Source organism: Vibrio sp. D3, from assembly GCF_043995865.1.
In the GTDB taxonomy this organism is placed as follows: Bacteria; Pseudomonadota; Gammaproteobacteria; order Enterobacterales; family Vibrionaceae; genus Vibrio; species Vibrio diabolicus.
Genome location: NZ_CP171887.1, coordinates 2,122,124 through 2,136,460 on the forward strand (window position 1 = coordinate 2,122,124; position 14,337 = coordinate 2,136,460).

Annotated in this window: 9 protein-coding genes; 4 read left to right on the forward strand and 5 right to left on the reverse strand. The window is 44.8% G+C overall.

Translation table 11 applies throughout. The features are described from left to right. Window positions 1-17: 17 nt before the first annotated feature. Entirely contained in the window at window positions 18-962 is a 945-nt protein-coding gene (rluC, locus tag ACHFJ9_RS17790; protein WP_317410289.1) for a 23S rRNA pseudouridine(955/2504/2580) synthase RluC, read from the reverse strand. 639 nt (window positions 963-1,601) lie between these two features. Between rluC and rne the strand changes: the two genes are divergently transcribed. Together rne and ACHFJ9_RS17800 are read left to right on the forward strand one after the other, a co-directional pair. After that, complete coding sequence (gene rne, locus ACHFJ9_RS17795; protein WP_258623151.1) at window positions 1,602-4,679, forward strand: ribonuclease E; 3,078 nt, start codon at window positions 1,602-1,604, stop codon at window positions 4,677-4,679. Between the two features lie 332 nt (window positions 4,680-5,011). Further along, a complete protein-coding gene (locus ACHFJ9_RS17800; RefSeq protein WP_005396973.1) occupies window positions 5,012-6,571 on the forward strand; it encodes a SulP family inorganic anion transporter in 1,560 nt (519 codons plus the stop codon). Between the two features lie 60 nt (window positions 6,572-6,631). Here the strand turns inward: ACHFJ9_RS17800 and ACHFJ9_RS17805 are convergent, their stop codons facing one another. Further along, window positions 6,632-7,081, reverse strand: coding sequence for a low molecular weight protein-tyrosine-phosphatase (locus ACHFJ9_RS17805; protein WP_046874419.1), 450 nt, complete (start codon window positions 7,079-7,081; stop codon window positions 6,632-6,634). A 117-nt stretch (window positions 7,082-7,198) separates the two neighbouring features. Here ACHFJ9_RS17805 and cobO point away from each other — a divergent pair, with 117 nt between their 5' ends. Further along, complete coding sequence (gene cobO / locus ACHFJ9_RS17810) at window positions 7,199-7,804, forward strand: cob(I)yrinic acid a,c-diamide adenosyltransferase (protein WP_005396966.1); 606 nt, start codon at window positions 7,199-7,201, stop codon at window positions 7,802-7,804. 62 nt (window positions 7,805-7,866) lie between these two features. Here the strand turns inward: cobO and ACHFJ9_RS17815 are convergent, their stop codons facing one another. The 3 genes from ACHFJ9_RS17815 to apbC all read right to left on the reverse strand — a co-directional run bounded on the left by ACHFJ9_RS17815 (window position 7,867) and on the right by apbC (window position 12,035). Continuing rightward, entirely contained in the window at window positions 7,867-9,948 is a 2,082-nt protein-coding gene (locus ACHFJ9_RS17815) for an AsmA family protein (protein ID WP_395355762.1), read from the reverse strand. A 188-nt stretch (window positions 9,949-10,136) separates the two neighbouring features. Continuing rightward, complete coding sequence (gene udk, locus ACHFJ9_RS17820; protein ID WP_005396962.1) at window positions 10,137-10,778, reverse strand: uridine kinase; 642 nt, start codon at window positions 10,776-10,778, stop codon at window positions 10,137-10,139. Between the two features lie 180 nt (window positions 10,779-10,958). Further along, window positions 10,959-12,035, reverse strand: coding sequence for an iron-sulfur cluster carrier protein ApbC (gene apbC / locus ACHFJ9_RS17825; RefSeq protein WP_395355764.1), 1,077 nt, complete (start codon window positions 12,033-12,035; stop codon window positions 10,959-10,961). A gap of 162 nt (window positions 12,036-12,197) precedes the next feature. On the opposite strand from apbC, the gene metG reads away from it, so the two are divergent. After that, window positions 12,198-14,273 carry a methionine--tRNA ligase gene (gene metG, locus ACHFJ9_RS17830; protein WP_065646637.1) on the forward strand — a complete coding sequence of 692 codons (2,076 nt, stop codon included), beginning with the start codon at window positions 12,198-12,200 and terminating at the stop codon, window positions 14,271-14,273. Window positions 14,274-14,337 lie beyond the last annotated feature (64 nt).

The window sequence follows — 14,337 nt, forward strand, 5'->3', positions numbered from 1 at the left end:
CCGCGAGGAAAACATGGTTACGCGTTTCTTAAACCCGCCAACACTTTTTCTAGCTTCGGTTCCATCGGTGCGTTGATTTCCATCCACTCATCATTTGATGGGTGTTGGAATTTGATGTTTGCCGCGTGTAGGAACAAACGATCTAAACCAACTTGACCTGTGTAAGCATCAAAGCGGCGGTCACCGTAGCGATCATCCCAAGCGATTGGGTGGCCCTTGTATTGTGTATGAACTCGGATTTGGTGAGTTCGACCAGTAATCGGACTCGCTTGAATCAATGTTGCTTGTTCAAACTTTTCCAAAATCTTAAAACGCGTTTCAGACGGCTTACCGTTAGGGTTAACACGAACAATACTGTTCACTTCGTTTTTAAGCAGTGGCGCGTTCACAACCTTACAACTGCTTTTCCATTGTCCCATGACAAGAGCTAAGTAAAACTTCTTCACTGTCTTTTCACGAAACTGGGCTTGCAAGTGACGAAGTGCAGAACGCTTCTTAGCAACCAGCAAGATACCTGAAGTATCACGGTCAATACGATGCACAAGTTCAAGAAAGCGAGCTTGAGGACGCAGAGCTCTAAGCGCTTCAATAGCGCCAAACTTTAAGCCACTGCCACCATGCACAGCGGTGCCAGATGGTTTGTTTAGAATTAACATATGATCATCTTCGAAGATGATCATATCTTCCAACTCTGCGACTTTGTTTAGTTTCGTACTTGGCGCGACATCGTCATCTTTTTTCTCGACTGTCACCGGTGGAATACGAACGAGATCGCCTGCTTTTAACTTGTACTCTGCTTTTATACGCTTTTTATTTACACGTACTTCACCCTTACGCACGATTCGGTAAATCATGCTTTTAGGGATGTCTTTTAATTGGTTGCGCAAAAAATTATCAATGCGCTGACCCGCCATATCTTCGTCAATGTCGACGAACTGGACTTTTGTTCTTATTTCGTTCATGGGCCGTATTGTAAACTCAATTTCGTGCGACTTCACATTATTCTTGTCGTAAAAGAAACGCTTGGTGGCACATACTGGTCTAAATTTCGCCAAGATTTTGTTTAAATTATTAAAACTCTCAATCAAGTTCTCAATTTGTTTTCTGTCTTGAACAGTTTGCACATCTCAATTGCTTATGAAACAGCCAGTTATAAATTAGAAATTTTGAGTTTAGCGGCAAATTTTCTATCGTTTGCGTGAAAGCAGATTGCTGATAGCCACGCGCACTGCTATAGTTCACAGCTGCTAAGGAAGGTTTGGTTACATTTTATTCATTACCAATCATTTATCCTCAAGCAATGTGAGTAGATCGTTGAAGGTCGAGTGCAGCATTGGCGTGAGACACATCGAATTCAACACTCTTGCCACCCTACTCCTCGCATATTCACGTTGAGTACCTACCGCCCAAATAGCGGGTCACAAGTCTACGTTTCCAACAGAAACCACAAGAGGCTTGTGATGACTGAAGTGCCCGAGAGCATCCCCTTCCAGCCGGGAGGCTGCAAAATACAAGCCATGGGATCAGGCACCGTGAAAGAGCGAAAAAACAGTGGCAAGTCGACAAGAAAGATATAAAAGAAAAGACAACGAGAATTTTCAATGAAAAGAATGTTAATTAACGCAACTCAAAAAGAAGAGTTGCGTGTCGCTCTGGTTGATGGCCAGCGACTTTTCGATCTTGATATCGAGAGTCCAGGTCATGAATCTAAAAAAGCGAATATCTACAAAGGACGTATCACACGTATCGAACCAAGCTTAGAAGCCGCATTTGTTGATTACGGCGCCGAGCGTCACGGTTTCCTCCCTCTCAAAGAAATTGCCCGCGAATATTTCCCTGAAGGTTACACCTACCAAGGTCGTCCAAGCATCAAAGAAGTGCTAACGGAAGGCCAAGAAGTTATCGTTCAAGTGGAAAAAGAAGAACGTGGAAGCAAGGGCGCAGCTCTTACTACTTTCATTTCTCTTGCTGGTAGTTACCTTGTTCTTATGCCTAACAACCCTCGTGCTGGCGGTATTTCTCGCCGAATCGAAGGTGACGAGCGTACTCAACTAAAAGCCGCATTAAGTACTTTGGAACTGCCTCAGGGCATGGGCCTAATCGTACGTACTGCTGGCGTTGGCAAGAGTGCTGAAGAACTTGAGTGGGATTTGAATGTACTACTTAACCACTGGGGTGCAATCAAAGGTGCAGCGGACTCTAACCCTGCTCCATTCTTAATCCACCAAGAAAGTAACGTTATCGTTCGTGCAATCCGTGACTATTTACGTCGTGATATTGGCGAAATCTTAATTGACAGCAACACCATCTACGAACGTGCAAAAGAGCACATTCAATTGGTGCGCCCTGATTTCCTTAACCGCGTTAAGAAATATGAAGGCGAAGTTCCACTATTCAGCCACTACCAAATCGAAAGCCAAATTGAATCAGCTTTCCAACGTGAAGTGCGTCTGCCATCTGGTGGTTCTATTGTTATTGACCCAACCGAAGCACTAACGTCTATCGATATCAACTCTGCTCGTGCAACCAAGGGCGGCGATATTGAAGAAACAGCTCTAAACACGAACCTAGAAGCAGCCGACGAAATTGCTCGCCAGTTACGTCTACGTGACTTGGGTGGCTTAGTGGTTATCGACTTTATCGATATGACACCTGTTCGCCACCAACGAGAAGTAGAAAACCGTCTACGTGAAGCCGTTCGTCTTGATCGCGCTCGTGTACAAATTGGTCGTATTTCTCGCTTTGGTTTGTTGGAGATGTCACGTCAACGTTTAAGCCCTTCTCTAGCAGAAGCAAGCCACCACATCTGTCCTCGCTGTAGCGGTACTGGAGTCGTTCGCGACAACGAATCTCTAGCACTTTCTGTGCTTCGTTTAATCGAAGAGGAAGCACTGAAAGACAATACAGCGCAAGTTCTCGCAGTTGTACCTGTGCCAATCGCTTCTTACTTGTTGAACGAAAAACGTCGTTCAGTTAACCATATCGAACGCATTCAAGAAGTGAAGATTACGGTTGTTCCAAACTCTGACATGGAAACGCCGCACTTCGAAGTTATCCGTGTTCGTGAAGGTGAAGAGTTCGATCTGATTTCTTACCTACTTCCTAAAAAACTGGAAGCAATGAAAGAAGCGGAAGGTAAAGAGCCAGCTGAAGTTGACGTAAAACCTAAACGAATCGAAGAGCCTGTTCTTAAAGGCTTTGCGGCTCCTTCTCAAACGGCACCTGCACCAGCAGCTAAACCTGCCCCTGAGGCGAAGAAGAAAGAACAGAAAGTTGAACAAGAAGAAAAACCTGGACTGTTCAGCCGTTTGTTTAAAGCACTTGGTAGTTTCCTATTCGGCGGTTCTGAAGAAGTAAAAGAAGAACCGAAACCTCAGGAAGAGAAAAAGCCAAATCGCGATAATCGACGCAACAAACGTGATCGCAATGATCGTCGTCGCAATAACAACCAACGCGATAATCGTGAGAACCGCGACAATCGTGATAACCGTGATAACCGACGTCGTCGTAAGCCTCGTGATGAGCAAGCGAATGAGCAAAACGAAGCTCAACAACAAACCAATAAACAGCAAAACCGCAACCAAAAGCGTAAGCCTAAAGCTCAACAAGCAGACAAAGCCCAAGAGCAAAAAGCAAATGCAAAAGTAGCGGAAAAAGGCCTGCAGCTAGCAGCGGAAGCTCGAACTGAAACAAAACCAGAAGAGAGCAAACCAAAGCAACAAAACGCGAAAGCAGAAAAAGTGAAGGAGCGTCGCCAACGTCGCAAACTGAACAAGTCTGTACGCGTTAAAGACCAAGAAGCGGTTGAGAAGAAAGCTGAAGAAACGGCGGTTAAGACTCAAGAAACGGTTGAAACCAAAGTTGAGAAGCCAACAGAAGCAGCGGTAGAAGCACAACAAGACAACAAGCAAGCAGAGTCTAAGCAACGTCGTAACCGTCGTTCGCCACGTCACCTGCGTGCAAGTGGCCAGCGCCGTCGCCGTGGTCGCGATCGCCGTCCTAACCCGTTCCGCCTGCGTAAAGGTGGTGTAGCTTCTCCTGAGATGGCTATGGGTAAAGTAATGCCACGCTACATTCCGAAACCAGCACCTAAGAAAGAAGAGCAAGTTAAGGAAGATGCAGTAGCCGCAGTACCTACAATGCAAGGTGGTGTAGCTTCTCCTGAGATGGCTATGGGTAAAGTGATTATTCGCCGCGAGCAACCTGTTGTAACAGAAGCGCCAGTAGTTGAATCAAAGGTTCAAGAAACAGTTGAAGCGAGAGTGGAAGCTCCAGTAGCACCTGTTGTGGAAGCAGTAATCGCAGAAAAAGCTGAATCGGCAGTAGTAGAAACAGCTTCGGTAGAGCCTATCGTTGAAACTCCTGCAACTGAACATGCTGAACTGGTTGATGCCATTGTAGAAACGGCACCAGCTGAAGAGCCTGTGGTTGAAGCAGCAAAAGAGATTACAGCCGAAGCGCCAGTAGCTAAACCAGAGCCTCAAGTCGAAGCCATCAAAGTTGCAGCTAAGCTAAACGCTAGCGCACCGATGACGAAAGCACCTGGCCCTCAAGAGCTACGCGAAATCACTGTTGCAGCAGCACCGTTCAAAACCGAACGTTACCAAGCTAAAGGTGCGGGTAGCCAAGTGGCTAAAAACCGCGCATCAGCAGAGATGACAAAGCCTAACTTTAACTAGGCTAAATCATTACGTTCAACTGCTTAACGGCATAAATAAATTAAAGGCTACCATCTGGTAGCCTTTTTTATCTTCATATTTGCCCAATAAATTGTTCATATAAATACCAATTCGTGATCACATTTGTACGCCATTATTCGTATCATTCTTGAACTTAATCACACTTTTCGGTAGCATGCGCCGACTCAAGTTTTCGACACCATTCTGATGCTGCTCTTTTAATACTACGGTTTACACTGCAATGTTTGATTAGAAATCAACCACTCAGTGGCTTGTGCAAATACGAATATGTGTCGGGTTTAACTCATTGCAAAGAGAACTTAAAAACAAACATGTTCGAATTTCCCCAATTTTCTAAGCACTCCGTAAAAAATGATGTGCTATCAGGCTTAACCGTTGCGCTAGCATTGGTTCCTGAAGCTGTCGCATTTGCGTTCGTCGCAGGCGTAGATCCGATGGTCGGTCTTTACGCTGCATTCATCGTTGGTCTTATTACTTCCATTTTCGGTGGTCGTCCCGGCATGATCTCTGGTGCAACAGGTGCCATGGCAGTCGTAATGGTTTCGCTTGTCGCGACTCACGGTGTCCAGTACCTATTCGCAGCCATCATGCTCGCTGGTATACTTCAAATTGCCGCTGGTATGTTTAAATTGGGTAAGTTCATCCGTATCGTGCCTCACCCTGTGATGATTGGTTTTGTGAACGGTCTGGCTATTGTTATCTTCCTAGCTCAGTTGGGTCAGTTTAAAGCGCCAGATATCAACGGCATGCTTACTTGGCTACCACAAGACCAAATGCTACTAATGCTTGGTTTGGTTGCGCTAACTATGGCAATCATTCACTTTCTACCAAAAATCACAACGGCTGTACCCTCTTCACTTGTTGCAATCGTAACGGTGACTGCTTTAGTGGTTGGTTTGGATCTGGAAACTCGCACTGTTGTTGACTTCTTGCGTACAATGTCTGGTGATGAAGCGGCAACACTCGCAGGTTCACTGCCGACCTTCTCTATTCCGGCGGTGCCATTTACCCTAGAAACTCTACAAATCATTCTTCCATACGCGATCATTCTAGCGGCCATTGGTCTAATTGAATCTCTGCTAACGCTGACAGTTTTAGATGAGATGACGAACACTCGTGGTCAATCTAACCGCGAATGTATCGGTCAAGGTATGGCAAACATGACTTGTTCTGTGTTTGGTGCTATGGGTGGTTGTGCAATGATTGGTCAGTCGATGATCAACGTAAACTCAGGTGGTCGCGGTCGTCTATCTGGTATCGTTGCTGCTATCGCTCTATTGATGTTTATCTTATTCGCTTCTTCGTTAATTGAAATGATCCCACTCGCTGCTCTGGTTGGTGTGATGTTCATGGTTGTCATTGGTACATTCGAATGGGCAACATTTAAACTAGCGCGTCGCGTACCGAAGCAAGACTTCTTCGTTATTGTTCTTGTGACCGTTGTTACTGTTCTTACTGACCTAGCCGTTGCCGTAGCGGTTGGTGTTATTGTTTCTGCATTAATGTTTGCATGGCAACACGCTAAGCATATCTATGCCGACACGTGCTTAAACGAGGAAGGTTCAAAAGAGTACAAGATTCACGGTCCTATTTTCTTTGGTTCTGCCGCTAACTTCTTGGAGTTGTTTAACGCGCCTGAAGATCCAAAAGATGTGATTGTCGATTTTGCAGACTCTCGCGTGACGGATCACTCCGCAATTGAAGCGATTGAAACACTAGCAGAGCGTTACAACTCTCAAGGTAAAACACTACACCTTCGCCACCTAAGTCCAGATTGCCGCAAGCTTTTAGATAAAGCGGGCAGCTTGGTTGAAATCAATGTGAAGGAAGACCCAAGCTACAAAGTGGCAACCGACATTTTAGCGGGTTAATACAAATAAAAAGGGATGGGCTCAGCTCATCCCTTTTCCTATTGTCTTTAAGCCCGGCGATTATAGCTTCTTCAAAATCTCCTCTGATGCCTCTTCGATTAAATCAAGCACCAGTTCAAAGCCGTCTTTTCCACCGTAATATGGGTCTGGGACTTCATCGTAATCTGACCCAGAATGACTTAAAAATAACGATACTTTGTGTCGATACTTCAACGGACAAATATCCAATAAATCGGCTAAATTTGCTTTATCTGCGGCTAATATCAGGTCAAACTTTTCAAAGTCATCAATGGTAACTTGACGCGCACGCATTCCTTTAAAAGAGTAACCTCGCTGCTTTCCTGCGGCCATTGCCCTTGAATCCGGTGGGTTTCCTGCGTGGTAGCCAATCGTACCTGCCGAATCAACCTCCACGGCAATACCCAACTCTTGAGCTTTCGCTCTTAACACTGCTTCTCCGGTTGGTGACCGACAAATGTTTCCCATACAAACAACAAGTATTTTCTTCATTTTATTCCCTGAATTATCGGTGGTTTTTCTTCACGATATGTTGGTCTATCATAGCGAGATAAATCAATGAACCCAAATTAGCTTGGGCACAGCACAAAAAGGAATTGAGGAAGTATTATGTCTATCGAAGAAAATAAAGAAGCACGCCATAAGGCTCGCCAACAAAAAGTCAAAGAACAGGTAGACGCAAAAATTGCTGCTGCTCAAGAGGAAAAAGGTCTGCTACTGATCATTACCGGAAATGGTAAAGGTAAATCGACATCAGGGTTCGGTACGATAGCACGCGCAGTAGGTCATGGTTTGAATTGTGCTGTCGCGCAGTTTATTAAAGGTACTTGGGATAATGGTGAGCGCAACCTACTTGAGAAACTCGGCGTTGAATTCCAAGTAATGGCGACCGGCTTTACATGGGAAACTCAAAACAAAGCCGCTGATACCGAAGCAGCGCAAGGCGTATGGCAAGAATGTAAGCGCATGCTCAAAGATGAATCTATCGATGTGGTTCTTTTTGACGAGCTGACGTACATGGTGAGCTACGGCTACATTGATTTAGACGAGGTCGTTGAAGCGCTGAACAACCGCCCTAAAATGCAGTCGGTTGTCATTACTGGTCGTGGCGCTCATCGCACTCTGATTGAAATGGCTGATACCGTTTCTGAAGTGAAGAATGTAAAGCATGCATTTGAGTCAGGCGTCAAAGCGCTGAAAGGTGTCGACTGGTAAAGCTCACCAGCAGAATTAAAAAAGGGTTGGCTAATGCCAACCCTTTTTGCTTTGGCTCGAATCTAATTGAATAGATTCTTTATCAAACCATCGACTGCTTCTTTGGTTTTTTCGTCTTTGATCTTGTCCGTTAGCTTCTCTACGCCACGATCGATTTCTTTCTGAGCTTTCTGCTTCAGAACATCATCAAATACGAGCTTGAATTTAGGATCCGCCCACTTACCAGACACATTGATTGGAATCGTGATATCTTTCAGCTCATCTATATCTTTGCCGCCTTGGCCTTCTAGGCTACCTACGACTGATGTGCTGATAGTAAAGTTAACAGTTTCATTGATGTAGTTTGCGGTGCCTTTACCACGAACACGGAGCAATGGAGACTGAGCTTGCATATTATCCGTTGATACGACACCTTTATTGAGCTTCAATGTCGCCGTCATCGCACTAAAATCTGTTTTCTTAACTTCATTGGTGCCTTCGACTTTTTGCCCTTTAAATTTCGCGTAGTTTTCACGAATCAATTGAGCAACGTTGATGCCATTTACCGCACCGTCAGCAAAATTGATAACAACCGTACCAGAAAGATTCTTCTTGATACCGGTAGGCGTTAGACTCTTACCGGTAACATTCACATCAATGTTACCCGTCCCTTCAAGCTTGTCGTTATCAGCGACATCAATAAGTAACGGTTTAACTTTCACGCCTTTGATTGACTTTTTCACACTGTAAGTCGCTGGTGACTTGCGTGCATCTAACTTCGCTGTCGCTGAGATTGTGCCTTGGTACAGCTTCGAACTAAATGAAGTAAGCTCAAATACGCCACGATTTACAGTGAAGCTCGTTTTTACCGCTTCCATCTTCGCATTTGCCGCTTTGAATTTGTCGATGGTAATGTCACCCTTTACATCTAACGTTTTCAACGCAGACAAATCAGGCTCAACCTCAGACCCAGCTGGAGCACTCTCGCCACCAGAAGCAGGCTTATTACCTTCGGAATCATCTAATCCTAAGAATTCATCAAGATCGATATTTGGGCTGTGGAGAGCAAATCGTACTTTAGGAATATCGCCAAGTGTCACATCTGCCTTACCATCTAAGGCGATAGCATTCGCTGTTAACTTCTCTAGGACAAAACTCAGGTGGTTTTTCGTTAGGTCGAAAGACAGATCAGACACCATGTCGACTTTCATCGGTGACTGAGGTAAAGCATCCCCCTCAACAGTCGATTTAAGAGTTAACTTATCCAACTGCACTTTGCTGATAGCCTTGTCCACGCTAAGTTGACCAGCACCCTGCATATCTAACTTCATACCACCAGCGTCGCCTTTCATGGCATAAGTCAGGTTATTTACTTTATCGAATTCAAAAGTATCTAAACCGATCGTTGCCGATTCAATCTTATTGGCAGGGTCAGAGTATGTCGCATCAAAGTTGATGTTCTTTAGCGCGTAGTTTGCCAAACCTTTTTCTAGCTTAAAGTCGGCCTGACCTTTCGCTGTGAACTTTTGGTCATTCATTTCGCCCTTCACGCCAAAATCAGCCGTTGTCCAGTTGTCAAAAGCGAATTCGGAAAGGTTTAATGAGATATCATAAAGTTTGGTGTAACTACCGGCTTGCTTATCCTGCATTTCTAATGAGCCATTAGAAACCGTAACACCAGCAAGATTAATGCTCCAATCAGAGCCAGAAGGCTGCGTTTCACCATTTTGCGTAGGCGCAGTATCGCTCGCTTGCTCTGCTTGTTGTGTTTGGGCTTTCGTCAATGCATCAATATTCTTGCTGCCATCTTTCTTGGTTTCGATATAGAACTCAGCCCCATCAAGCGTGACGTTTCCAATTTCAAGCTGTTGACTAAAAAGTGGCATGACAGAGATATCTACACCAACGGTATCAACTTTGAATAAATTGGGTTTACTAAAGCCTTGTGGGTTTCGCAATTCTGTATGTCCCAACTCAAAGCCGATCGATGGGAAAAATTGCCAACTGATATCTCCTTCAATCACTAGTTCTAAACCGGTTTGCTTTTGCGCTTGCTCAACAATAAGGGGCTTAAACTGGTTAGGATTGACGAAGATGGTTAACGCTAAAATTGCGACCAAAATGACCACAATCGGTATTGCTAGAATTAAGAGCAGTTTCTTCATTTGTTTTTCCTTGCTCGAGTGTTTTTACAATTATAAGCGCAGACTCCATTTACCGCTGACAGTTCCACAAAAGCGTGAAAAATGTCTGGTTTTAACCTGCAACTGACTAATTTAAAAACAAAAAAAGAAGTGGCACTTAAGGTGCCACTTCTTCTCTTAAAAATAAAGCGATATAGCCGTCTAAAGGCTTAAGCTTTCAAAAGTCTTGCAATGTGAGCTTTTAATACATCGATTGCGATACGGTTTTTGCCACCTCGAGGAACAATAATGTCCGCATATTGCTTAGAAGGTTCGATAAACTGCATGAACATCGGACGTACTGTTTGTTGGTACTGCTTGAGAACAGATTCCATAGTTCGGCCTCGTTCTTCCACGTCACGCTTAACACGACGAAGCAAACAAATATCTAACGGTGTATCCATAAATACTGTCGCGTGCATCAAATCACGAAGACGAGGGTCAGTAAGAAGAAGGATGCCCTCTAGAATGATCACCTTTTTAGGCGTCATTGTAGTCGTGTTACTTGTTCTTGTGTGTTCAGTGTAGCTGTACTCAGGTACTTCTACTGCTTCACCACGTACCAATTTTTCAAGGTGCTCACACAGTAGGTCGTGGTCCAACGCACTCGGGTGATCGTAGTTCGTCTTTACTCGCTCTTCCATGCTTAGGTGGCTTTGGTCGTTGTAGTAGCAATCTTCCGTGATGACACCGATTTGATGATCGCCTACTTTCGCGCGAAGCTCATTATAAATAGTGCTCGCGATCAGACTTTTTCCAGAAGCAGAAGCGCCAGCAATACCTACGATGACGCATTGATTATTATCAGACATTAGTTTGCACCCGATGATGATTTCTAGTCACATAAAAAGATAAACTGCCTGATTATAGGGAGTTCACCCCATAGTTACTAGCTGGAATTAGGGTTTAGTCATAAGTTTCTGCCTGCTCAGAGGATTAACCTCCGAGCAAACGTTAAAATGTGCAATTATCAACCAACAGGCATAGTAAACTTAGTTCACCATTGTAAAGCTAATCACATCTGGTTTTGCTTTGCCTTGCCAAAACATAGTGCTACATACGCGATCGGCAAGCTGCTTGTAATACCCTGCATGCTCACTTTCTGGGCGCCTTGCTACTGTTGGCACGCCAGCGTCAATATCTTCTCGCATAGAAATATGAAGCGGAATTTGTCCTAGCAGTGCTAAGCCAAACTCTTGCGACATTTTTTCTGCACCACCCATGCCAAAAATATGCTCTTTCGCGCCACATTGGCTACAAATGTGATAACTCATGTTTTCCACAACACCAATAACCGGAACATTGACTTTGTTAAACATTGCCGCTCCCTTTCTTGCATCGGCAAGCGCCAAGTCTTGCGGTGTAGTGACTAGCACACTACCTGTTACCGGAATCTGTTGTGACAACGTTAACTGTATATCACCCGTGCCTGGCGGCATATCAATCACCAAATAATCTAAATCGGGCCAGTCTGTTTCCGTTAATAACTGCGACAACGCTTTTGAAGCCATTGGACCGCGCCATATTGCCGCTTCTGATTTGTCCACTAAATAGCCGATAGAGTGAGTATAGATGCCGTGAGCGAAAATGGGCTCCATCCACTTACCATCACGAACTTCTGGTTTTGCATCTTCTTGCCCTAACATCATAGGGACGGAAGGTCCATAGATATCCGCATCCAACAATCCCACTTTCGCCCCAGATTGAGCAATCGCCAACGCTAAGTTAACCGCAGTCGTTGATTTACCGACCCCACCTTTCGCAGAACTAACGGCAATGATGTTCTTTACACCTTTAACCGGATTGGCCACTTGAGTTTCTAATGCTTTAACTCCAAGGCGAATATTGAATGGGAATTCAGCCACTTTACCTGCGGTTTGTTGCTGTTTAATCCAGTCATGCAATATGGTTTGAAGCTCATTACTTGCGAATGGCAACGTTATCTCAACAGAACCTTGTGCCGTAATCGAAATTGCGCCATGAATATCTGCCCAATTTTCCACCAACTGTGGATGCTGGAATTGGTTAAACCAGTGACAAAAATCTTGTTTTGAAGTGAACTGATGCATAAGTCCTCCTTTTAGATGTCATGCTAACACCGTCCTGCCTCAACCAGAACCCCAAAAAAACTAAGGCATTCCGCAGTTTGACACCTTGGAGTTAGTGAGTTCATGGGGTAGTATTATCCATCAAAATTTATTTATACCTATCAAGAAAAGCGAATATTAAGTATGGCAAACGATCCAAGAAACTTTCCGTCAAGGAAAATGCTGGTAACTTGTGCCCTTCCGTACGCTAACGGTTCGATCCACCTTGGTCATATGCTTGAGCATATCCAAGCGGACATTTGGGTTCGTTACCAACGCCTACGCGGCAACACTGTAAACTTCATCTGTGCTGACGATGCTCACGGCACGCCAATCATGCTTAAAGCGCAACAGATGGGTATTACTCCTGAAGAAATGATTGCCGCAGTTAGCGAAGAGCACCAGAAAGACTTCGCTGGATTTGATATCAGCTTTGATAACTACCACAGCACACACTCAGATGAGAACCGTGAGCTAGCGTCACACATTTATCTTGAGCTGAAGAAAAACGGCTTTATCTCTAGCCGCACTATCTCTCAGCTGTTCGACCCAGAAAAAGAGATGTTCCTACCGGACCGTTTCGTAAAAGGTACGTGTCCAAAATGTAAGTCAGAAGACCAGTACGGTGACAACTGTGACAACTGTGGTGAGACTTACAGCCCAACAGAACTGATCAATCCTAAATCTGCGGTTTCTGGTGCGACGCCAGTAATGAAAGATTCTGAGCACTTCTTCTTCGACCTACCTCAGTTTGAAAGCATGCTAAAAGAGTGGACTCGCTCTGGCTCGCTACAAGCTGAAACAGCGAACAAAATGCAAGAATGGTTCGAATCTGGTTTGCAGCAATGGGATATCTCACGTGATGCGCCATACTTTGGCTTCGAAATCCCAGGAGAGAAGAACAAATTCTTCTACGTATGGCTAGACGCACCTATCGGCTACATGGGCTCTTTCAAAAACCTATGTGACAAGCGCGACGACCTAGATTTCGACGAGTACTGGAAGAAAGACAGCTCAGCAGAACTGTACCACTTCATCGGTAAAGACATCGTTTACTTCCACAGCCTATTCTGGCCAGCAATGCTAGAAGGTTCCGGCTTCCGTAAACCAAACAACGTATTCGTACATGGCTACGTAACGGTAAACGGCGCGAAAATGTCGAAGTCTAAAGGTACTTTCGTAAAAGCAAGCACTTACCTAGAGCACCTAGACCCTGAGTGTCTACGTTACTACTACGCTGCGAAGCTAAACAGCCGTATCGACGATCTAGATCTTAACCTTGAAGACTTCACTCAGCGCGTAAACGCTGACGTTGTTAACAAGATCGTTAACCTGGCATCTCGTAACGCAGGTTTCATCGCGAAACGTTTTGAAGGCAAACTATCTGACAACTTTGCAGAGCCTGAACTTTACAACGAATTTGTTGCTGCTGCTGACCGTATTGCTGAGCTGTACGAAACGCGTGAGTTTGGTCGTGCAATCCGTGAAATCACGGCATTGGCAGACAAAGCTAACCAATACGTTGATGAAAAAGCACCGTGGGTTGTAGCAAAAGAAGAAGGCAAAGATCAGGAACTACAAGACATCTGTTCTGTCGGTATCAACCTGTTCCGCGTACTGATGACTTACCTGAAACCAGTAATGCCATCGCTAGCTGCGCGTACTGAAGCGTTCCTAAACCAAGAGCTAACTTGGGAAAACATCGCTGCTCCACTAACAGGCCACGAGATCACTAAGTTCAAAGCACTGTTCAACCGTATCGATCCGAAGAATGTTGAAGCGATGATCGAAGCGTCTAAAGAAGATGCGGCGGCAGAAATGGCGGCGAAAGAGAAAGCAGAAGCGGAAAAGAACAAGGCTAGCCAAACTGAGCTAGACAAAGAGCCAATCGCTGAAGAGATTGAGTTCGACGCTTTTGCAGCAGTAGATATGCGTATCGCTCGTATCATCTCTTGTGAAGAAGTGCCAAAAGCAAACAAACTGCTTAAGTTCCAACTGGACATCGGTGGTGAAACTCGTCAAGTGTTCTCTGGCATCAAGTCAGCGTACAAACCTGAAGAGCTAGAAGGCAAACTAACGGTAATGGTAGCAAACCTAAAACCTCGTAAGATGAAGTTTGGTATGTCAGAAGGCATGATCCTAGCCGCTGGCCCTGGTGGTAGCGACCTATGGATTCTTGAACCGCACGAAGGCGCTCAGCCTGGCATGCGCGTAATGTAAGTCGCATTCCAAATATAACACTATAAAATCCCTGCCAATTTGGCAGGGATTTTTTGATCATATT

Excerpts from the sequence above, each read along its gene's own strand:
- ACHFJ9_RS17800 (WP_005396973.1), top strand. The coding sequence starts at position 5,012 with ATGTTCGAATTTCCCCAATTTTCTAAGCACTCCGTAAAAAATGATGTG.
- ACHFJ9_RS17815 (WP_395355762.1), bottom strand. The coding sequence starts at position 9,948 with ATGAAGAAACTGCTCTTAATTCTAGCAATACCGATTGTGGTCATTTTG.
- rluC (WP_317410289.1), bottom strand. The coding sequence starts at position 962 with ATGAACGAAATAAGAACAAAAGTCCAGTTCGTCGACATTGACGAAGAT.
- udk (WP_005396962.1), bottom strand. The coding sequence starts at position 10,778 with ATGTCTGATAATAATCAATGCGTCATCGTAGGTATTGCTGGCGCTTCT.
- rne (WP_258623151.1), top strand. The coding sequence starts at position 1,602 with ATGAAAAGAATGTTAATTAACGCAACTCAAAAAGAAGAGTTGCGTGTC.
- metG (WP_065646637.1), top strand. The coding sequence starts at position 12,198 with ATGGCAAACGATCCAAGAAACTTTCCGTCAAGGAAAATGCTGGTAACT.
- ACHFJ9_RS17805 (WP_046874419.1), bottom strand. The coding sequence starts at position 7,081 with ATGAAGAAAATACTTGTTGTTTGTATGGGAAACATTTGTCGGTCACCA.
- cobO (WP_005396966.1), top strand. The coding sequence starts at position 7,199 with ATGTCTATCGAAGAAAATAAAGAAGCACGCCATAAGGCTCGCCAACAA.
- apbC (WP_395355764.1), bottom strand. The coding sequence starts at position 12,035 with ATGCATCAGTTCACTTCAAAACAAGATTTTTGTCACTGGTTTAACCAA.